Source organism: Actinomycetospora corticicola, from assembly GCF_013409505.1.
Lineage (GTDB): Bacteria > Actinomycetota > Actinomycetes > Mycobacteriales > Pseudonocardiaceae > Actinomycetospora > Actinomycetospora corticicola.
The window spans coordinates 2,834,745-2,853,320 of record NZ_JACCBN010000001.1 but is presented as its reverse complement, the minus strand read 5'-3'; the positions used below and the strand labels follow the sequence as shown (position 1 = coordinate 2,853,320).

Below are 18,576 nucleotides of genomic sequence, written 5' to 3'. Positions count from 1 at the left end.
TGACTCCCCGGCTCAGGCGAAGACGATGTTGAGGACGACGGTCAGCGCGAGGGCGAGACCGCCGAGGAGGACCGGCTTGCGGTACCAAACGCGCTCCTTGGGCTGGCGCAGCGTCGGGACCACGCCGTCGGCGCCGGGCACGCCGTAGACGATGCCCGCGAGGCGCTCCGGCTCGGGCTTGGCGGTGGCGAGCGAGACGACGACGGTGACGACCACGTCGACGACGAACGCCGCCCCGGCCTGGTAGAAGCTCGTCGCGATCCCGGAGCCGAAGTCGACCACTCCCGCCTCCGCCAGCACGAACACCAGGGCGCCGGCGAGGACACCGGTCAGGAGCCCGGTGAACCCGCCCCACCCGCTGGTGCGCTTCCAGAACATGCCGAGGATGAACGTCGCGAAGATGGGGGCGTTGAAGATCCCGAACAGCGACTGCAGGTAGGTCATGATGTTGTTGAAGTCGGCGGCGAGCAGCGCGGTGAAGATCGCGATCACCACGCCGACCGCGGTGACGACCCGGCCCGCGTTGAGGTAGTACCGGTCGCTGCGGCCCTTCGCGAGGTAGGGCTGGAGCAGGTCGTAGGTGACCACGGTGTTCAGCGAGCTGACGTTGGCCGCCACGCCCGCCATGAACGAGGCGAACAGGCCGGTCAGCGCGATGCCGAGCACGCCCTCGGGCAGCAGCTGGCCGATCAGGGCCGGGATGGCGTCGTTGTACTCGAGGCCGCCGGCGTTCTCGTTGCCGAAGTTCGGGATCGCGATGAGCGCGACGAGCCCGGGGATGATCGTGACGGCGGGGATGAGAATCTTCGGGAACGCCGCGATGAGGGGCGTGCGCTGCGAGGCGCTGCGGTCCTTCGCGGAGAGCGCGCGCTGGATCTCGGCGAAGTTCGTGGTCCAGTAGCCGAAGGACAGCACGAAGCCCAGGCCGAGGACGATCGAGATCCAGTTGGCGCCGATGGGGTTGGTGACGTCGCCGATCCCGGTGCCCTGCCAGGCGTGCAGGCCGCCCTCGCCCAGGGCGGACGCGGTGACCTTGTCGGCCAGCGCGGAGAAGCCGCCGACGTGGCGGACGGCGACGATCGCGAGCGGGATCAGCCCGGCGAGGATGACGAAGAACTGCAGGACCTCGCCGTAGATCGCCGAGCCGAGGCCGCCGAACCCGATGTAGACCAGCACCACCGCGGCGGAGACCACGATGCCGAGGAACTCGGGCCAGCCCAGCAGGGCGTTCAGCACGATCGCGAGCGCGTAGAGGTTCACGCCGGCGATCAGCACCGAGGCGATCGCGAAGACGAGCGCGTTGAGGACGTGGGTGTAGTTGCCGAACCGCAGCTTGAGGAACTCCGGCACCGACCGGACCTTCGAGCGGTAGTAGAAGGGCATCATCACGATGCCGAGGAAGACCATCGCCGGGACGGCGCCGATCCAGTAGTAGTGCACGGTCGCGACGCCGTACTCGGCGCCGTTGGCGGCCATCCCGATGATCTCGGTCGCGCCGAGGTTGGCGGCGACGAAGGCCAGTCCGGTCACCCACGCGGGCAGGGAGCGGCCGGCGAGCAGGAAGTCGGCGCTGGTGCCCACGGCGCGGCGGGCGACCACGCCGATGCCCAGCACGACGACGAAGTAGAGCGCCAGGAGCGTGTAGTCCAGCCATCCCGGGTTCAGGCGCAGCATCGCGACCTCTCGTGCGGTCCGGGGTTCCGTGAAGGTTCCCGTGAACGTTATCGTTAGCAGGCGCACACTGTGGGCCCGGAGTCGCCGGGCGTCAAGAGGGCATGAAGGGACGGCCGGATGACGGGCGAGGACGGTCAGCGGTGGCCCACCGCTGACGGTGGGGGTCAGCCGTGTGCCACCGCTGACACCGGGGCCGGCGGGATGCCCGGGCTCGTCGTCGAGCCGGAGACCCTTCCCGACGGCAGGTCGATCACCTACTTCTCGACGGGAGACGGAGCGCAGCGGAGCTCGACCCGGTCGGCGGGAGACGGAGCGCAGCGGAGCTCGACCCGGTCGGCCGCGGAGGTCCGGCCGTGAGCGAGCGCCGCTACGACCCGACGCACGACGAGTGGGTCACGTTCGCCACGCACCGTCAGGACCGGACGTACAAGCCGGCCACCGCCGACTGCCCGCTGTGCCCGACCCACCCGGGCGGCCCGGAGACCGAGATCGCGCGCGAGCACTTCGAGATCGCGGTGTTCGACAACCGGTTCCCCTCGCTGTCGCCCACCCCGCCCGCGCCCGATCTCGCGGGCACCGACCTCGTGCCGGTCGAGCCCGCCTACGGGCACTGCGAGGTGGTCGTCTTCACCGACGACCACGAGGCGACCCTGGCGAGCGTGGGCGAGCGGCGCATCCGGCTGCTCGTCGACGCCTGGGCCCACCGGTTCGCGGCGCTGGCGGCCGACGGGAAGATCGGTTACGTGCTGCCGTTCGAGAACAAGGGCGAGGCCGTCGGGGTCACGCTGCACCACCCCCACGGGCAGATCTACGCGTATCCCGAGGTCCCGCCCCGGCCCGCCCGCGAGCAGCGCGCGGCGCGCCACCACCGTGACCGCACGGGCCGGTGCGTCTTCTGCGACGTCGTCGCGCAGGAGTCGGGCGGGCCGCGCGTGGTCGTCGAGGGCACGCACTTCCTGGCCGGGGTCCCGCCGTGGGCGCGCTTCCCCTACGAGGTGGACATCTGGGCGCGTGACCACGTCGGCACGCTGCCCGAGCTCGACGCCGGGGCCCGCGACGACCTCGCCCGCGTCCTGGCCCGCGTGCTCGCGGGGTACGACGCGTACTTCGGCTTCCGCACCTCGTACCTGCTCGGCGTCCACTCGGCGCCGGTGAACGTTCCCGACGACGAGCGCGGGCTCGGCCACCTGCACCTCGAGATCTGTCCGCCCCACCGCGGCGGCGGGAAGCTCAAGTACCTGGCGGGCTCGGAGACGTTCGGCGGCGCGTTCCTCACCGACGTCGCCCCCGAGGTCGCCGGCCCGCGGCTGCGCGAGGCGGCCGAGCGCGCGACGGTGCCGGCGTGAGCGGGCGGGAGACGGACCAAAGGGGAGAGCACGCCGATAGGGGAGCTCGACCCGAGGGGGCCGAGCGGGTTCTCGAGGCCTTCCGCGACGTCCACGGCCGGGACCCCGAGGGCGTCTTCTCCGCGCCCGGGCGGGTCAACCTGATCGGCGAGCACACCGACCACAACGAGGGGCACGTGCTGCCCTTCGCGATCGACCGGCGGACCTACGTCGCGGCGGCCCGGCGCGACGACGACCGGGTCACCGTGTGCTCGGACGACCCGGGCACCGAGGCGACCGAGCTCGCCGTCGGGAACCTCGCGACCGCGACCGGGTGGAGCGCGTACCCGCTGGGCACGCTGTGGGCGCTCGGGGTCGACCGGGGCTGGGACCTCGTGGTGCACGGGGAGGTCCCGCTGGGGGCCGGGCTGTCGAGCTCGGCGGCGCTGGAGAGCGCGGTCGCCCTGGCGGTGGACGAGCTGACCGGGGCCGGGCTCGACCGGGTCGCGCTCGCCGCGGCCGGGCGGCGGGCGGAGAACGAGGTGGTGGGGGCGCCGGTCGGGATCATGGACCAGGCGGCGTCGCTGCTGTGCCGGGAGGGTTCGGCGCTGCTGCTCGACTGCCGCTCGATGGCCACCGAGGACGTCGCGCTCGGGTTCGAGACGGCGGGTCTCGCGGTCCTGGTGATCGACTCACGGGTGCGCCACGACCTCGCCGACGGCGGGTACGCCGACCGCCGCGCAGCGTGCGTCGCGGCGGCCGAGGCGCTCGGGGTGCCGGCGCTGCGCGACGCGACCCTCCCCGCCGTCGAGAACCTGCCCGAGGGGGCGCCCCGGAAGCGCGCGCGGCACGTGGTGACCGAACAGGCGCGGGTCCACGAGACCGTGGCGCTCGTGCGCGCCGGGCGACCGACGGAGGTCGGGGCGGTGCTCTCCGCCTCGCACGCCTCGCTGCGCGACGACTACGAGGTCTCGGTGCCGGAGGTGGACGCGATCGTCGAGGCGGCCGTCGGCGCGGGCGCGCTCGGGGCCCGCATCATGGGTGGCGGGTTCGGCGGATCGGTGATCGCACTGGTGCCGGTCGAGCGCACCGGGGCGGTGGACGAGGCCTGCTCCACGCTCTCGCCGCGGCCGACGGTGCGCGAGGTCGCGCCGGCGCCGGGCGCGCGGCGCGAGGGGTGAGCGCGGACGGGTCGCCCTACGATCGCGCCATGGTCTCGGCGCACCGGTTCGGCTCCGTCCTCGGGCCGTCCACGAGCGACCGCCGGCGGGCGGACGAGGCCGGGCGGGTGATCCCCGTCGTCGTCCTGGAGCGTCGAGCGTCGTGACCGGCGGCTCGGTCCGGGTGACCATCGACGACGTCGCCCGGGCGGCCGGCGTCTCCCGCCAGACCGTGTCGCGCGCGATGAACGACAAGGGCGACATCAGCGAGGCCACCCGCCGTCGGGTGCTCGCGACGATCGAGGAACTCGACTACCGGCCGTCGGCCTTCGCACGGGGCATGCGCACGCAGCGGGCGGGGACGGTCGCGCTGGTGCTCCCCGACATCGCGAACCCGTTCTTCCCCGCGGTCGCCCGCGGGGTGTTCGACGCGGCGGCCGCCCGGGGCCTGTCGGTCGTCGTGCACAACACCGACGCGGACGCCGGCGCGGAGGCCGAGGCGGGCCGGGCGATCGTCGATGCCGGGGCGGCCGGGGCGATCGGGTTCTTCGAGGCCCTCGACGACGCGGCGCTCGCCGCGCTCGGACGCCGGATCCCGTTGGTCGTGGCCGACCGGCCCGCGCCCGACGGCGCCGTGGCCACCGTGCGCACCGATTTCCGGGCGGGGACGCGCCTGGCCTGCGGGCACCTGTCGTCGCGCGGGCACGCCCGACTCGGCATGCTCGACGGCGCCGTGCAGAACAAGCCGGAACGACGACGGGCCTTCCTCGAGGTGCTCGGCGCTGCCGGCCAGCCGGACCCGGCCGACCACGTCGTCGCCGGGCCCCCGACCGTCGCCGGTGGAGCCGCCGCCCTGCGCCACCTGCTCGCCCGGCACCCCGGGGTGACCGGGGTGTTCGCGTTCAACGACCTGCTCGCGATCGGGGCGGTCCAGGCCCTGCGGGCGGCCGGACGGCGGGCGGGGGAGCAGATCGCGGTGGTCGGCTACGACGACATCACCATGGCCGCCCTGCTCGACCCGCCCCTGACCACGGTGCACACCGACAAGTACGAGCTCGGCCGCACGCTCGTCGAGGTGCTCGCCCACCGTCTCGACGGCCACCCGGCGGAGCACCGGACCCTGGCGCCGCGGTTGGTGATCCGGGGGAGCGCGTAGGCCGCCCCTAGTCGAAGACCGGGATCCCGGCGCGGACCGACTCGGCGCGCCCCTCCGGCTGCTCCCAGTCCTCCTGACGCCCGAGCGCCGTGAGGTCGAGGTAGGCGAACGACCCGCCGAACCACTCCGCGGCCCGCGCGTACGAGGAGTACGTGTGGAACACGCGGTCGTCCACGCGCAGGAACGCACTGAATCCCGGCAGTTCCTGGGTGCCCTCCGCGCCCTCCCACGTCGGGTCGTCGCGGTAGTTGTAGTGCATCGTGTCGCCGGAGACGTCGACGGTGACCCCGAAGTCGGCGTTGAAGGTGGAGTCGGAGGACGAGTACCAGGGGATCGTCCAGCCGACCTTCTCCTTCCAGGCGGCCAGCTTCTCGTACGGCGCCCGGGAGACGAAGACCTGCTCGGTGTCGCGGCTGCGCAGGTGCTCCCGGGTGCCGGGCGACCACTCGCGGATGCCGGCCGAGCAGCTCGGGCACATCTCGTCCCAGGCCGGGTCGAACATGACGTGGTTGACCACGAGCTGCCGGTACCCGCCGAACAGCTCCGCGAGGGTCACCTCGCCGTCCGGCCCGGCGAACCGGTAGTCCTCGGTCACCTCCACCATCGGCAGTTCCCGACGACGGGTGTTGAGCGCGTCGCGCGCCCGCGTGTGTGCCTTCTCCTCCTCGAGGAGCGCTCGGCGCGCCTTCAGCCAGGTGTCACGGTCGGTGATCTCCGGAAGGCTCATGGTGACTACCGTGACAGATCGGACTCCGCTTCCGCAATGGTTCAGTACGGATTCAGGACCAAGACGGCGCCGCTGTCGCACGCCACCCACAGGTCGTCGCCGCGACCGAGAAGGCCGTGCGGGTGGTCGTCGGGCTCGAACCCGTCGAGGGCGTGGACGGACCCGTCGGAGGTGACGCGCGCGAGGCCGCTCGCGCCCCACAGCGAGGCGACGCACCCGCCCGCGACGGCCACGACGTCGTGCGGTTTCGCCCCGCGGTCCGGGAGGTCGTGCTCGGTGAGCCGGCCGTCGAGGTCCAGTCGGCCCACACGGCCGGCGAGGATCTCGACGAACCACAGCCCGTCCCCGTCGGCGGCGATGCCGACCGGGCCACACCCGGCGTCGGGAAGGTGGGTCAGGGCGAAGCCCGACGCCGGGTCCAGGCGGGCGAGGGCGCCGACGCGGTTGAGGGTGCACCACAGCGCGCCGTCCGGACCGGTCGTGATCATGGCGGGCATCCCGGCGATCGGGAGGGGGTGGAGGGTCACCTCCTCGGTGGCCGGGTCGATCCGCCCGACCGCCTCGGCCTCGATCGCCGTGAACCACGCGGCGCCGTCCGGGCCGGCGGTGACGTCGTACGGACCCGTCCCCGCCCCGGTGTCGACGCCGTGCCAGGTCCCTTCGACGAGCCGCTCGACGCGGTGGTCGCCGGTGCGGGTGCACCAGAGGCTGCCGTCGGGGGTGGCGGCGAACCGGGAGGGGCGGGAGCCGGGGGCGTCCAGGTCGTGGACCGTGACCTCGTCGTCCGGGCCGACGCGCGCGAGCCGCCCGGAGTACACGAGCGACGCCCACACGCCTCCGGTCGGGTCGAGCCCGAGGGCGTAGGGCCCGTCGTCGGGAACCCCCACCGCGATACGCCGTCCCATGCGCTCAGCCTGCCCGATGGCAGACCGCCTCGAGGTTGACGCCGTCGGGGGTCGCGACGAACGCGCCGTAGTAGTCGGCGTGGTACTCGGGCTGCAGGCCCGGCGCGCGGAGCGTGACGGCCCCGGCGGCGAGCGCGGCGGCGTGGAAGGCGTCGACCGTCGCGTGGTCCGGGGCGGTGAAGGCGAGGTGGGTGTCCTCGTCGTAGGCGAGCTCGCGATCGACCTCGACGACCCAGAAGAACGGCTTGGGGTGGACGCCGAACGCCTGCATGGCCTTCTGGCCCGGCGTCGCGGGCACGGTGATCAGGGGCTCGATCCCGAGCGGGGCGAGCGCTGCGGTGTGGAAGGCCGTCGCGCGGGCCAGGTCGGTGACGGGGAGGTTCAGGTGGTCGATCCGGGACCCCTCGAAGCTGCTCATGGGCGGAGCGTCGCAGCCGTGCCGGTCACCGAGCGGCCGGTATGTGCTCCGCAGGTGAGCATTAAGGAGCGCTATAGGCCCACTGAGTGCTCACCTGGGCGTAGCCCACACCGTCAGACCGAGGTCCTCGGACGGCTGCGCCGACAGCTCGCCCGGCCCCGTCCCCTCGGTGATCGACACGGCCAGGCACTCGGTGGCCAGCGTGTCGGCACTGTTGCGGATCGCGGCGGCGGTGTCCGCGCGCCCGGCGGTCCACCACAGCTCGATCCGGTCGGACACCTCGAAGCCCAGGCGCTTGCGCGCGTCCTGCACGAAGCGCAGCACGTCGCGCAGGAGACCGGCCTCGCGCAGCTCGTCGGTCAGCTCGGTGTCGAGCCCGACCGACAGGCCGCCCTCGGAGCGCACCGCCCACCCCTCGCGCGGGGTCTCCGAGATGACGATCTCGTCGCCGGAGAGCGCCACCGGGGCGCCGTCGACGGTCACCGTCAGCACCCCGTCGACCGGCGCGTCGGTGGAGGCCTTGACGGCGTCGGCCACGGTCGGGGTCTGCTTGCCGAACCGCTTGCCCAGGGCACGGTAGTTGGGCTTCACGTCGAGCTGCACGAGCTCCGAGCCCGCCGTCTCGACCTGCCCGACGTTGAGCTCCTCGGCGATCTCCGCGAGCAGCTCGGAGCCCAGCGAGGAGAAGCCGGGCGCCGACACGACCGCCCGCGACAGCGGCTGGCGCGTCCGCACCCCGGAGGCGGCGCGGGTCGACCGGCCGAGCTCCACCACGCGGCGGACGAGGTCCATCTCCGACCGCAGCCCGGGCTCGTCGTCGGGAAGAGCATCCACCGACGGCCACGGCGCGAGGTGCACCGAGTCCGGCGTGCCCTCGGGCAGCCCGGAGCCGCCCTCGCCCTGCAGCAGCGTCCACAGGTAGTCGGTGGCGAACGGCGTGAAGGGCGCCATGAGGCGGCTGACCGTCTCGACGCACTCGTGCAGCGTCGTGAGCGCGGCCGGGTCGCCGTCCCAGAAGCGGCGCCGCGAGCGGCGCACGTACCAGTTCGACAGGTCGTCGATGAACGCGACGATCGCGCGACCGGCCCGCGAGGAGTCGAAGTCGTCGAGCGCCGCGGTCACCTCGGTGACGCACCCGCGCAGCTCGCCGAGGGCCCAGCGGTCCATCACGTGGGTGGCCGCGGGGGCGTCCGCGGACGGCGTCCAGCCCGCGGCGTTGGCGTAGGTGACGAGGAACGACGCCGTGTTCCAGTAGGTCAGCAGGACCTTCCGGACGATCTCGCGCAGCGTGTCGTGCCCGACGCGCCGGTCCACCCACGGCGAACCCTGCGCGAGCATCAGCCACCGGACGGCGTCCGCGCCGTGGGTGGAGAAGAGCTCGAACGGGTCGAGGATGTTGCCGAGGTGCTTCGACATCTTGCGGCCGTGCTCGTCGAGGAGCAGGCCCAGGCAGACGACGTTCTCGTAGGACGACCGGTCGAACACCAGCGTCCCGACCGCCATCAGCGAGTAGAACCACCCGCGCGTCTGGTCGATCGCCTCGCAGATGTACTGCGCCGGGTAGGCGGTCTCGAAGTCGGCCTCGTGGTGGTGCGGCGCGCCCCACTGGGCGAACGGCATCGCGCCGGAGTCGTACCAGACGTCGATGACGTCGGGGACCCGCCGCATCGTGCCGGTGCCGCTCGGCGCGGGGAAGGTGACGTCGTCGACGTAGGGGCGGTGCGGGTCGAGCGCGTTCAGGTCCTGGCCGGCGTGCTCCCCGAGCTCGGCGAGCGAGCCGACGACGACGACCTCGGACGGGTCCGCGTCGTTGCGCCAGATCGGCAGCGGCGTGCCCCAGTAGCGCTTGCGGGAGAGCGCCCAGTCGACGTTGTTCTCCAGCCAGGCGCCGTATCGACCGTGCTTGATGTGCGGCGGATACCAGTTCGTGCCCTCGTTCTCGGCGAGGAGCTTCTCGCGGATCGCGGTCGTCCGGATGAACCACGACGGCAGCGCGTAGTAGATCAGCGGCGTGTGGCAGCGCCAGCAGTGCGGATACGAGTGCTCGTAGGACTCGGCGCGGAACATCACGCCGCGCGCCTCGAGGTCGGCGATCAGCGTGGGGTCGGCGGCCTTGAAGAACATCCCGCCGACCAGGGGCACGTCGTCGAGGAAGTGGCCGTTCGAGCTGATCGGGTTGACCATCTCGAGGCCCTCGTTCTTCGCGACGAGGTGGTCCTCGGCGCCGAAGGCGGGGGCCATGTGGACCAGGCCCGTGCCGGCGTCGGTGGTGACGTGGTCGCCGTGGACGATCCGGAAGGCGTCGCCGAAGCGGTCGCCCGCGAGGAGCTCGAACGGCCGCGTGTAGTGGGAGCCGATGAGCTCGGCGCCGGTGAGGCGGGCCGTCACCTCGACGTCGTCGGACCCGAGGACGTGCCCGAGGAGATCCTCGGCGAGCACCAGGTCCTCGTCGCCGTGGCGCACCCGGACGTAGACCACCGACCGCTCCACCGCGACCGCCGTGTTCGACGGCAGGGTCCACGGCGTGGTCGTCCACACCAGCATGTCCGCGCCGGCCCAGGGGCCGTCGGTGAGGGGGAACCGGACGTAGACGCTCGGGTCGACGTCGTCCTCGTAGCCCTGGGCGACCTCGTGGTCCGAGAGCGGCGTCTCGTCCCGCGGGCAGTACGGGGTGACGCGGTGGTCCTCGACCAGCAGGCCCTTGTCGAAGATGGTCTTGAGCGACCACCAGACGCTCTCGACGTAGCGCGGGGCCATCGTCATGTAGGCCTCGTCGAGATCGACCCAGTAGCCCATGCGCTCGGTCATCGCGGCGAAGGCCGAGACGTTCTTCAGCGCCGACTCGCGGCAGGCCGCGTTGAACTCCGCGATCCCGTACCGCTCGATGTCGCCCTTGCTCGTGAAGCCGAGCTCCTTCTCGACGGCGAGCTCCACCGGCAGGCCGTGGCAGTCCCAGCCCGCGCGTCGCGGCACGTGGTAGCCGCGCATCGTCTTGAAGCGGGGGAACAGGTCCTTGAAGGCGCGGGCCTCGACGTGGTGGGTGCCGGGCGTGCCGTTCGCGGTCGGCGGGCCCTCGTAGAAGATCCACGGCTCGCCCTCGGCGGTCTGCTCCAGCGAGCGCCGGAACACGTCGCGCTTGTCCCAGCGCTCGAGGATCTCCTGCTCGACCGCCGGCAGGTCGACGCTGGCGGGCAGGGGGGCGAAGCTCGAACTCACCGGTCCAGCGTACTCAGCGTGCCTGCACGCCCGGACGGGTGCGTGACCTGCGGGAAGGGTGCGACGGGTGGGGGGTGTTCGAACCCGGTCCCGGGCGTTCGGTACAGTTGTCCGCGTCGCCGCCGGGGCCTGTTGGTCACGGTGGGTGACAGCCATGGGGTATGGTGTAATTGGCAACACGGCTGATTCTGGTTCAGTTGTTCTAGGTTCGAGTCCTGGTACCCCAGCTGCGAGCAGCGACCGGGCGATCTTGTAGAGTTCCAGCCGCTGTTCCTCCTAGGGCCCCGTCGTCTAGCGGCCTAGGACGCCGCCCTCTCAAGGCGGTAGCGGGGGTTCGAATCCCCTCGGGGCTACATCACGCAGCGCCTCGGCCCACCCGGGCCGGGGCGCTTCGTCGTTGCCGGGGTCCTTCCCGACGGCGGGTCGGCGGCGCCCGCGCTCGCGAGGGCTACGTGGGGCAGGTTCGAAGGTCCCGCGGCCTGCGTGGTGTGTATCTCGCGAAGAGTCCAGCGACCCGTGCGTTCGCGAGGCTTACGTGGGGCAGGTCCCGCCGGCCGCCGACCTGCGTGGTGTGTATCTCGCCCGCGGCGGTCGGCGTCAGGGCTCCACGAACACCGACGGTGTGTCGACCTCGTCGAACCACAGGTAGGCGAGCAGCACGGGGCGGTCTCCCGTGGTCATCGCGTGCGGCTGCCACGGGGCGTGGTGGATCAGCTCGCCCGCCGGCTCGTCGACCCACCCCTCGCCGTGGTCCCACCGGATGGCGCCGAGCGGGAGGTAGTACTCCTCGGCGGGGTGGTGGTGGGCGCGGTAGTGCACGCCGGGACCGAGGACCACGAGGCCGAGCACCACGTCGTCGTCGGTGCGCAGACCCGCGTGGGCGTACCCGGCGAACAGCGCCGTGTCGTCGACGTACGAGGCCGTCCGTGTCCAGGCCGCGCGGCGGGCGAGAAGGCGGACCGCCTCCGCGAGCTGGCCGTCCACCTCGTCGGCGATCCGGGCGACCGCGTCGTCGAGGTGGGCCAGCACGGGCAGGTCCGGCGGCTGCGCGGCCAGCTGCGGCGGGCCGCCGAGGCTCGCCACCGCCATCAGTTCGGCCATCGCCCCGCGCCGCCCGAGGGCGGCCACGAAGCGTGCGGTCAGGGCGTCGACGGCGGGCCCGGCGGCGGTCACGAGGCCGATCCTGGCACCGCCGGGACCGGGAGGACAGGCCGGCCGCGCCGACGATGTGGCTTCCCTGCCACTGGACGACGGCAACGACGCTCCGCTGCCACGCGGGGAGGCGGACCGGAACCGTCCGCCTCCTCCGGGATGCTGTCGCCGTGACCGTCCTCGACGCCCGGGCGCTGAACCGGGCGACGCTCGCGCGTCAGCACCTGCTGGAGCGCGCCGCGGTGAGCCCCTGCGACGCCGTCGCCCACCTCGCCGGGCTGCAGGCCCAGGAGCCGCAGGCGCCGTTCATCGGGCTCTGGTCGCGGCTCGACCCCTTCGACCCGGCGGCCCTCGACACCCTGCTCACCGACCGCCGGGTGGCGCGCCTGCACCTCATGCGTCGCACGGTCCACCTCGTGACGGCGGGCGACGCGCTCGCCTGGCGGCTCCGCCACGGCGCGCTGCTGCGCCAACGGCTGCTGGGGGTGTACCGCGCCGAGCTCACCGACATCGACCTCGACGCGCTCGCGGTCGAGGCCGCGGAGCTGTTCGCGGCCGGCGAGCCGTCGATGCCCGACGTCGGGCGCACGCTGGCCGAGCGGTACCCCGACGCCGGCCACCGCGCCCTCGGTGAGGCGGCGATCACGGAGGTACCGGTCGTCCAGACCCCGCCCCGCGGCCTGTTCGGGACGACGGCGGGGGCGCGCTACGCGCTGCTGGCGACGTGGCTCGGGACCGAGCCCCACCTGCTGTCGGGAAGGGTCGACGCGGAGCTGGTGCGCCGCTACCTCGCCGCGTACGGCCCGGCCGCCTCGGCCGACCTCCGCGCCTGGTGCGGCCTCGCAGGGCTCCCGGCGGCCGTCGCCGCGGTGCGGGACGAACTCGTCTCGTTCCGCGACGAGCGGGGGCGCGAGCTGCTCGACCTCCCCGACGCGCCCCGCCCCGACCCCGACACCCCCGCGCCGGTCCGCTTCCTCCCGGCCTTCGACAACGCCGTCCTCGGCTACGACGACCGCAGCCGGATCATCGACGACGCCCACCGGCTGCTGTCGGTGGCCGGGAAGCGGTTCGTGCTGCTCGACGGCCGGGTCGCGGCGACGTGGACCGTCGCCGGGGGCGTCCTCGTCGTCGAGCCGCTGCGACGCTTCACGCGCGCCGACCGCAGCGCGGTGACCGAGGAGGGCCGGGCACTCGCGGGCTTCCTTCCCGACGTCGAGCGGGGTCGGGTCAGGGTGGCGTCGTCCCGTACATGATCGCCCGGGTGTTCTCCTCGGTGTAGTACGCCTCCATCTGCGCGACGGTCATGTCGTCGGTGGTGCGCGACGCCATGACGGCGATCGACGGCAGGTCGTCCTCCGGCCACTTCTCCGGCTCCCACAGGTCCGAGCGCAGGAAGGCCTTCGCGCAGTGGGTGAAGACCTCCTCGACGGAGACCTCCAGCACCAGGCGCGGCACGTGGTTGCGGTGGCGCAGCCGCTCGGCGTACGGCGGGTCGAGCAGCAGCCGTGCGGTGCCGTTGACCCGCAGCGTGTCGTGGCGCCGCGGGACCAGGAAGATCAACCCGACGTGCGGGTTCTCGAGGATGTTCGCGAAGCCGTCGACGCGCCGGTTCCCGGGTCGGTCGGGCAGGACGAGCGTGTGGTCGTCGAGGACCAGGACCGAGCCGGCCGGGTCGCCCTTGGGGGAGACGTCGAGGTGGCCCGCGGCATCGGAGGTCGCGACCAGCTGGAACGGGCTGTGCGCGATGAACGCCCGGTCGACGTCGTCCAGCCGGTCGCGCTGCTTGGTCACCGCGCGCCGGACCGGTTCCCCGACGACCTCGCGGAGCTGCTCGAGAGTGGTGATCTGCTCGGTCACCCGCTCACGGTAAGCAGCTGCGCAAGGAGGATCGACACGCTGCGCCCGTCGTCGTGGCGAGCTGCTGACGTCCGGTGTCAGCGGTGGCCCACGGCTGACGTCGCAGGTCGGCTCACGCCAGCGCCTTCTCCAGCGCGCGGGCGGCCGCGAGCAGGTCGTTCGCCCACCGGGAGCCCGGCTTGCGTCCGATGCGGTCGACCGGTCCGGAGACCGACACCGCCGCGACGACCGAGCCGTCCGGGCCCCGCACGGGCGCGGACACGCTCGCGACGCCCTTCTCCCGCTCGGCGACGCTCTGCGCCCACCCGCGCCGCCGGATCTCGGCGAGGAGCTCGGCGTCGAAGGAGCCCGGGCCCTCCGGCGACCAGGCCAGGAGCACCTTGGCGCCCGACCCCGCCGTCAGGGGCAGGCGCACCCCCACCGGCACCGTGTCGCGCAGGCCGGACGCCGGCTCCGCGGCCGCCACGCACACCCGCGAGTCGCCCTCGCGGCGGTAGAGCTGGACCGACTCGCCCGTGAGGTCGCGCAACGTCGGCAGGACCTCCTCGGCGGCGGTGAGCAGCGGGTCGTGGTGGCCGTGGGCCATCTCGGCGAGCGCGGGCCCGGGGCGCCACCGGCCGTCGGGATCGCGCTCGAGCAGCCGGTGGACCTCGAGCCCGACGGCGAGGCGGTGTGCGGTGGCCCGGGGGAGACCGGTGCGGTCGACGAGCTCGGAGAGCCCGCACGGCGCCACGGCGGCGGCCCGCAGCACACCCACCGCCTTGTCGAGCACGCCGATTCCGCTACTCTGTCCCATAGAGCGACACAGTAATCTCATATTCTGAGATTCACCACCACGCAGGCAGGGATCGATGGGACGCACACTCGCCGAGAAGGTCTGGGACCAGCACGTCGTGAGGCAGGGGGAGGGCGACGAGCCCGACCTGCTCTACATCGACCTCCACCTCGTCCACGAGGTGACAAGCCCGCAGGCCTTCGACGGGCTCCGGCTGCACGGTCGGACGCTCCGCCGCCCGGACCTGACCATCGCGACCGAGGACCACAACGTCCCGACGCTCGACATCCTCGCGCCGATCGCGGACGAGGTCTCGGCGACCCAGGTGGCGACCCTGCGGCGCAACGTCGAGGAGTTCGGCGTGCGCCTGTTCCCGATGGGCGACGCCAACCAGGGCATCGTGCACATGATCGGGCCGGAGCTCGGGCTGACCCAGCCGGGCACCACCGTCGTGTGCGGGGACTCCCACACCTCCACCCACGGCGCGTTCGGGGCGCTCGCGTTCGGCATCGGCACCTCCGAGGTCGAGCACGTCATGGCCACCCAGACGCTGCCGCTCAAGCCGTTCCGCACGATGGCGATCGAGATCGAGGGGACGCTCCGACCCGGCGTCACCAGCAAGGACGTCATCCTCAAGGTCATCTCGCAGATCGGCACCGGTGGCGGCGCGGGCTACGTGCTCGAGTACCGCGGCGAGGCCGTGCGGACCATGTCGATGGAAGCGCGCATGACGATGTGCAACATGTCCATCGAGGCCGGCGGGCGCGCCGGGATGGTCGCCCCGGACGAGACGACCTTCGCGTACCTGAAGGGTCGCCCCCACGCCCCGCAGGGCGCCGAGTGGGACGCCGCGGTCGAGGCGTGGCGGGAGCTGCGCACCGACGACGACGCCGAGTTCGACGCCGTCGTGCACATCGACGCCGACTCGCTCACGCCGTTCGTCACCTGGGGAACGAACCCGGGTCAGGGCCTCCCGCTCGGCGAGTCGGTGCCCGACCCCGCGACGATGGACGACGACGACGCCGCGGCCACCCGCAAGGCGCTCGCCTACATGGACCTCGAGCCCGGCACGAAGCTGCGCGACGTCGCGGTAGACGTCGTCTTCCTCGGCTCGTGCACCAACGCCCGCATCGAGGACTTCCGTGCCGCCGCCGACGTGCTGCGCGGCCAGAAGGTCGCCGACTCGGTGCAGATGCTCGTCGTGCCCGGGTCCATGGCGGTCAAGGCGCAGGCCGAGGAGGAGGGGCTCGACCGGGTCTTCCTCGACGCCGGGGCCGAGTGGCGCAACGCGGGCTGCTCGATGTGCCTCGGCATGAACCCCGACCAGCTCGCGCCGGGGCAGCGCTGCGCCTCGACGTCGAACCGCAACTTCGAGGGTCGGCAGGGCAAGGGCGGGCGGACCCACCTGGTGTCGCCGCTGGTCGCAGCAGCCACGGCCGTCCGGGGAACGCTGAGCTCGCCCGAGGACCTGACGCCCACCGTGCTGACGACGGCCTGAGGGAGCTGACCATGGAGAAGTTCACGACCCACACCGGCATCGCCACCCCGCTGCGGGTGTCGAACGTCGACACCGACCAGATCATCCCGGCGGTCTACCTCAAGCGCGTCACGCGCACCGGGTTCGAGGACGGGCTGTTCGCCTCGTGGCGCAACGACCCGGCGTTCGTGCTCAACCAGGAGCCCTACGACCGCGGCTCGGTGCTGGTCGCCGGCTCCGACTTCGGCACCGGCTCCTCCCGCGAGCACGCGGTCTGGGCGCTCATGGACTACGGCTTCCGCGTGGTGATCTCGTCGCGCTTCGGCGAGATCTTCAAGGGCAACTCCTCGAAGGCCGGCCTGCTGGCCGCGACCGTCGCGCAGTCCGACGTCGAGCTGCTGTGGAAGAAGATCGAGTCCCGTCCGGGGCTGGAGCTCACGGTCGACCTCGAGGCGAGGACGGTGACGGCCGAGGACCTGGTGGTCCCGTTCTCGGTCGACGACTACACCCGCTGGCGCCTGCTCGAAGGTCTCGACGACATCGGCCTCACCCTGCGCCACGAGGCCGACATCGACGCCTACGAGAAGACCCGCCCGTCGCACAAGCCGACGACGGTCTGATCGCCCACCCCGTCCGACAGGAAAGCGTCGTTGCTGTCACTGGCTGACAGCAACGACGCTTTCCTGTCACGGAGGAGTCAGGGCACGTCGACGATCTTCGCCTCGCTCGGTACGCCCTTGTCGTCGACCAGGAACAGCATGTACGGCCCGGGCGGCACGATCGTCGCCTCGTTCGGCGCCGTGATCGACACGCCGTCCGGGGTCTTCTGCATGTCCAGCGCCACGTCGCGCATGTCGGTCGTGGTCACGTGCGTGGCCGAGGACGTGCGGATGAGGCGGGCCTTGGCGATGCGGGACGCGTCGGGCGTCGGGATCGTCACCGTCTGGCCGCGGGTCAGCACGGGCGGGGCGGAGGAGATCGTCGGCCGCGGCGCCCCGCTCTCCAGGTACGGCGGCGTGAAGATCTCAATGCGCTGCTCGAACGTGCCCGGCACCGTGTTCTTCTCGTCGTCGAACAGCGGGTCCGACCCGGCCACGAGCACCCGGCCGTCGGGCAGCAGGAGCGCCTCGGTGTGGTAGTCGCGCCCGATCCGCGGGTCGGCCATCGGCGTGAGCTGGTTGGTCGCCGGGTCGAGGGTGTAGGCGAGGTGGTTGTTCGTCGCACCCTTGCCGCGATAGTCCAGCGACCCGTTGGTGATCAGCGTGGTGTCGTCGGGCAGGTTGACCAGGTTCGGGTACCGGGTCGGCTGCGCCAGGTTCGGGCCCGGCGTGAAGTGCGGCGCCGGGTCCTTGAGGTTCAGGAAGTCGATCCGCGAGGACGAGATGGGGCTCTCGCCGACCCCGCCGCCGCCGACGACGGCGAGGCGCTGGTCCTGCACCGGGCCGATCCAGGACGACCCGGAGGTCTCCATCAGCTCCGGCTCACGCAGGCCGGGGATCGGGGTGAAGGCGCCGGTGTCGAGGTCCCAGAAGCCCGGGACGCGGCCCTCGGTCGCCGGCCCGTACCCGGCGTTCGAGCCGGTGTAGACGATCTGCCGCGGCTTCTCGGTCTCGAAGAGGGCGGGGTAGGTCGGGAAGTACTGCGTGAGGGTCGCCCGGCGGTCGATCCAGGTGTTGGTCCGCGGGTTGAACTCCTCGGAGAGCCCGTTGAGCACCTGGCCGACGCCGTCGAGGCCCGCGACGGTGAGCACGTTGCCGTCGGAGAGCGGGGTGAGCGTCGGGTACCAGCGGGGCTGGTTCATGTTGGGCAGCTCGGTCCAGGCCTCGGTCTTCGGGTCGAACGTGTAGGCCTTGTTGGTGCCCTGGTAGTCCTGCTTGTCCAGGGTCATCGGCTCGCCGAGCCCGTAGATGTTCTTGGAGTCGGCCGCCGAGAGCCCCGAGACGGTGTACTTGTCGCGGTTGCCGTTCACCGCCTGCGGGCCGGGGGTCTCCGACTCGACGAAGACCTTCTCCTCGGACGCGGTGACCTGGGTCCGCTTGCCGACGCCGGTCTTGGCCGCGGGCGGCAGCGTCACGTCGAACGCCGACTTGTACTTCTGGCCGGACGGCGCCACGAACTCGGTGCCCGCGGGCAGGAAGCGCGGTCCGTTCGGGTTCTCGTTCTTGATGCGCATCGCGCCGGCCGCGTTGGTGACGGCGCCGTCGAGCTTCTCGTAGCGCTGCGTCCCGCCCGCGAAGAGCACGCGGCCGTCGGGGAGCACGGTCTGACCGCCGCAGAACATGTCGTCGGGGACCGGGATCATCCGCGACTGACCCGTCGTCGGGTCGTAGACGAGGCTCTTCAGCGCCCGCGTCGCGAACATGTCCTCCTTGTTGCCGGACCCGGCGATGAGGAGGACCTTGCCGTTGTCCAGCAGGACCGCGTGGATCGAGTTGACGCGGTTGTCCTGCGGCACCTCGATGGTGTCCCAGTGCCCGTACTGCGCCTTGTAGCCCGGGCTGTTGATGAGCTGCTCGTGGCGCCACTCCTGGACATAGGAGAACGCCGGTGGCACGTTGACGCCCAGCAGCACGGCGGCGGCGACGGCCACCAGTGCGATCTGGCGGTACCGACGTGTCTTCGCGCGCAAGCCCAACCCTCCACGGTCACCTCGTGCCGGATCGGGCCTGACGTCGGGGGAGCTCAGGCCGGGGGCCGACCCGGCGGACGGCCGGGCCTCACGCTAATCGAGTCC

The 18,576-nt window shown here is 72.5% G+C and carries 16 protein-coding genes and 2 tRNA genes; 9 read left to right on the top strand and 9 right to left on the bottom strand.

All coding sequences use genetic code 11. The annotated features are described in order from the left end of the window. Nucleotides 1–12: 12 nt before the first annotated feature. On the bottom strand, nucleotides 13–1,674 hold the full coding sequence (locus BJ983_RS13710) for a sodium:solute symporter family protein (protein ID WP_179794284.1): 1,662 nt from the start codon (nucleotides 1,672–1,674) through the stop codon (nucleotides 13–15). Between the two features lie 117 nt (nucleotides 1,675–1,791). On the opposite strand from BJ983_RS13710, the gene BJ983_RS30190 reads away from it, so the two are divergent. From BJ983_RS30190 to BJ983_RS13695, 4 genes are all read left to right on the top strand, one after another. Continuing rightward, a complete protein-coding gene (locus BJ983_RS30190) occupies nucleotides 1,792–2,031 on the top strand; it encodes a hypothetical protein (RefSeq protein ID WP_218890270.1) in 240 nt (79 codons plus the stop codon). Beyond that, nucleotides 2,028–3,020 (top strand): galactose-1-phosphate uridylyltransferase, encoded by a 993-nt coding sequence (gene galT, locus BJ983_RS13705; protein WP_179794283.1) that lies wholly within the window; start codon nucleotides 2,028–2,030, stop codon nucleotides 3,018–3,020. The genes BJ983_RS30190 and galT overlap by 4 nt, the downstream gene beginning before the upstream one ends. After that, nucleotides 3,017–4,180 carry a galactokinase gene (gene galK / locus BJ983_RS13700; protein WP_179794282.1) on the top strand — a complete coding sequence of 388 codons (1,164 nt, stop codon included), beginning with the start codon at nucleotides 3,017–3,019 and terminating at the stop codon, nucleotides 4,178–4,180. The genes galT and galK overlap by 4 nt, the downstream gene beginning before the upstream one ends. Before the next feature lie 142 nt (nucleotides 4,181–4,322). After that, complete coding sequence (locus BJ983_RS13695) at nucleotides 4,323–5,315, top strand: substrate-binding domain-containing protein (protein ID WP_179794281.1); 993 nt, start codon at nucleotides 4,323–4,325, stop codon at nucleotides 5,313–5,315. 7 nt (nucleotides 5,316–5,322) lie between these two features. Here BJ983_RS13695 and BJ983_RS13690 read toward each other — a convergent pair whose 3' ends face one another. The 4 genes from BJ983_RS13690 to ileS all read right to left on the bottom strand — a co-directional run bounded on the left by BJ983_RS13690 (nucleotide 5,323) and on the right by ileS (nucleotide 10,581). Beyond that, nucleotides 5,323–6,042, bottom strand: a complete 720-nt coding sequence (locus BJ983_RS13690; protein WP_179794280.1) for a DUF899 domain-containing protein — start codon at nucleotides 6,040–6,042, stop codon at nucleotides 5,323–5,325. 41 nt (nucleotides 6,043–6,083) lie between these two features. Beyond that, entirely contained in the window at nucleotides 6,084–6,947 is an 864-nt protein-coding gene (locus BJ983_RS13685; protein ID WP_179794279.1) for a Vgb family protein, read from the bottom strand. A 4-nt stretch (nucleotides 6,948–6,951) separates the two neighbouring features. Beyond that, nucleotides 6,952–7,365, bottom strand: a complete 414-nt coding sequence (locus BJ983_RS13680) for a VOC family protein (RefSeq protein WP_179794278.1) — start codon at nucleotides 7,363–7,365, stop codon at nucleotides 6,952–6,954. 90 nt (nucleotides 7,366–7,455) lie between these two features. Continuing rightward, a complete protein-coding gene (ileS, locus tag BJ983_RS13675) occupies nucleotides 7,456–10,581 on the bottom strand; it encodes an isoleucine--tRNA ligase (protein WP_179794277.1) in 3,126 nt (1,041 codons plus the stop codon). 155 nt (nucleotides 10,582–10,736) lie between these two features. Here ileS and BJ983_RS13670 point away from each other — a divergent pair. Continuing rightward, nucleotides 10,737–10,808 (top strand) — tRNA-Gln (locus BJ983_RS13670). Between the two features lie 53 nt (nucleotides 10,809–10,861). Continuing rightward, nucleotides 10,862–10,934 (top strand) — tRNA-Glu (locus tag BJ983_RS13665). A gap of 244 nt (nucleotides 10,935–11,178) precedes the next feature. Here BJ983_RS13665 and BJ983_RS13660 read toward each other — a convergent pair. Next, nucleotides 11,179–11,754 (bottom strand): dimethylsulfonioproprionate lyase family protein, encoded by a 576-nt coding sequence (locus BJ983_RS13660; protein WP_179794276.1) that lies wholly within the window; start codon nucleotides 11,752–11,754, stop codon nucleotides 11,179–11,181. Nucleotides 11,755–11,903: 149 nt separating this feature from the next. Between BJ983_RS13660 and BJ983_RS13655 the strand changes: the two genes are divergently transcribed. Beyond that, on the top strand, nucleotides 11,904–12,986 hold the full coding sequence (locus BJ983_RS13655; RefSeq protein ID WP_179794275.1) for a DNA glycosylase AlkZ-like family protein: 1,083 nt from the start codon (nucleotides 11,904–11,906) through the stop codon (nucleotides 12,984–12,986). On the opposite strand, the gene BJ983_RS13650 is transcribed toward BJ983_RS13655, so the two are convergent. Both BJ983_RS13650 and BJ983_RS13645 read right to left on the bottom strand, forming a co-directional pair. Next, entirely contained in the window at nucleotides 12,961–13,590 is a 630-nt protein-coding gene (locus BJ983_RS13650) for an MSMEG_1061 family FMN-dependent PPOX-type flavoprotein (RefSeq protein ID WP_179794274.1), read from the bottom strand. The genes BJ983_RS13655 and BJ983_RS13650 overlap by 26 nt on opposite strands. Before the next feature lie 112 nt (nucleotides 13,591–13,702). Next, nucleotides 13,703–14,386 (bottom strand): IclR family transcriptional regulator, encoded by a 684-nt coding sequence (locus BJ983_RS13645; protein WP_179794273.1) that lies wholly within the window; start codon nucleotides 14,384–14,386, stop codon nucleotides 13,703–13,705. Nucleotides 14,387–14,441: 55 nt separating this feature from the next. Here BJ983_RS13645 and leuC point away from each other — a divergent pair, with 55 nt between their 5' ends. Next, the gene (leuC, locus tag BJ983_RS13640) at nucleotides 14,442–15,863 is read left to right on the top strand and encodes a 3-isopropylmalate dehydratase large subunit (RefSeq protein WP_179794272.1); all 1,422 of its coding nucleotides are present in this window, start codon (nucleotides 14,442–14,444) and stop codon (nucleotides 15,861–15,863) included. 11 nt (nucleotides 15,864–15,874) lie between these two features. After that, nucleotides 15,875–16,462: a 3-isopropylmalate dehydratase small subunit gene (gene leuD, locus BJ983_RS13635; protein ID WP_179794271.1), complete on the top strand. Its 588-nt coding sequence runs from the start codon at nucleotides 15,875–15,877 to the stop codon at nucleotides 16,460–16,462. 77 nt (nucleotides 16,463–16,539) lie between these two features. Here leuD and glxA read toward each other — a convergent pair whose 3' ends face one another. Then, on the bottom strand, nucleotides 16,540–18,471 hold the full coding sequence (gene glxA, locus BJ983_RS13630) for a radical copper oxidase GlxA (protein WP_246325588.1): 1,932 nt from the start codon (nucleotides 18,469–18,471) through the stop codon (nucleotides 16,540–16,542). Nucleotides 18,472–18,576: the final 105 nt, after the last annotated feature.

Bases quoted from the DNA above. Each gene is read 5' to 3' on its own strand.
- BJ983_RS13680 (WP_179794278.1), bottom strand. From the start codon at position 7,365: ATGAGCAGCTTCGAGGGGTCCCGGATCGACCACCTGAACCTCCCCGTC.
- BJ983_RS30190 (WP_218890270.1), top strand. From the start codon at position 1,792: ATGACGGGCGAGGACGGTCAGCGGTGGCCCACCGCTGACGGTGGGGGT.
- BJ983_RS13690 (WP_179794280.1), bottom strand. From the start codon at position 6,042: ATGAGCCTTCCGGAGATCACCGACCGTGACACCTGGCTGAAGGCGCGC.
- leuD (WP_179794271.1), top strand. From the start codon at position 15,875: ATGGAGAAGTTCACGACCCACACCGGCATCGCCACCCCGCTGCGGGTG.
- BJ983_RS13645 (WP_179794273.1), bottom strand. From the start codon at position 14,386: ATGGGACAGAGTAGCGGAATCGGCGTGCTCGACAAGGCGGTGGGTGTG.
- BJ983_RS13685 (WP_179794279.1), bottom strand. From the start codon at position 6,947: ATGGGACGGCGTATCGCGGTGGGGGTTCCCGACGACGGGCCCTACGCC.
- BJ983_RS13710 (WP_179794284.1), bottom strand. From the start codon at position 1,674: ATGCTGCGCCTGAACCCGGGATGGCTGGACTACACGCTCCTGGCGCTC.
- leuC (WP_179794272.1), top strand. From the start codon at position 14,442: ATGGGACGCACACTCGCCGAGAAGGTCTGGGACCAGCACGTCGTGAGG.